The sequence below is a fragment of the Moraxella atlantae NBRC 14588 genome (assembly GCF_001591265.1).
Lineage (GTDB): Bacteria > Pseudomonadota > Gammaproteobacteria > Pseudomonadales > Moraxellaceae > Faucicola > Faucicola atlantae.
In genome coordinates this window covers 1-802 of the sequence record NZ_BCUL01000078.1, presented here as the reverse complement: position 1 = coordinate 802, position 802 = coordinate 1, and the positions used below count along the sequence as shown (strand labels likewise).

The following is an 802-nucleotide window of genomic DNA, read 5'->3' as shown; positions in this document are numbered from 1 at the left end:
ACATCAACAAAGTAGGCAAACACACCGATGGGGTGGGCTACTTTTGGTCAGGGGTAGCAGGACGAGCCAAATGGGGACTAGAGTTAGGGGGACTTGCCGTACTCGACATAGGCAGGCACACCGCCTTTCACCTAAACGCCATCCAAACGGTGGATGTTAAAGACGATGAAAGTCTACTGGAATTTTACAGTCGCAAACTACTTGAGCACAAAGATGAACTGCTTACCCTATCAAGGTATCTCATTGTTGATGCCTACTTTTCCAAAGACACCTTTGTTAATCCCCTGTGTGATAAAGGCTTTGACATCATCTCAAGACTTCGATGCGATGCCAATTTAAACTACCTGTATCAAGGGCAACAAAAAGGACGGGGCAGACCCAAATTGTATGATGGCAAAGTTGAGTTTGCCAAACTATCTGACAGTCATGCGATTTGTGTGTCGAATCAGGACAACGAGAAAATTTATCGCCTAAAGGCGTACTCAATCGCTTTAAAAAAAACCCTCAATGTGGTGATTGTTTATACCGCTAGAAGCAAAAAGGGCAAGGTAACATGGCAACATCAGATTTATTTTAGTACCGACTTAGACCAATCTTGGCAAGCGATACTGCAACACTATAAAGCCCGTTTTCAGATTGAGTTTTTGTATCGGGATGCCAAACAATATACTGGATTAAATGATTGTCAGGCTAGAGATAAAAACAAGCTTGATTTTCATTGGAATATGTCGCTTACCGCTATTAATGTGGCAAAGGTAACATATTGGTTGCCACAAAAGGATGCTTCGCCCGATATGAGTGT

The 802-nt window shown here is 42.6% G+C and carries 1 protein-coding gene; it reads left to right on the top strand.

Annotated elements, in window-relative coordinates; translation table 11 throughout:
* Positions 1 to 802, top strand: an 802-nt coding sequence (locus MA2_RS10780) for a transposase (protein ID WP_169795172.1), incomplete at both ends; no start/stop codon positions are given.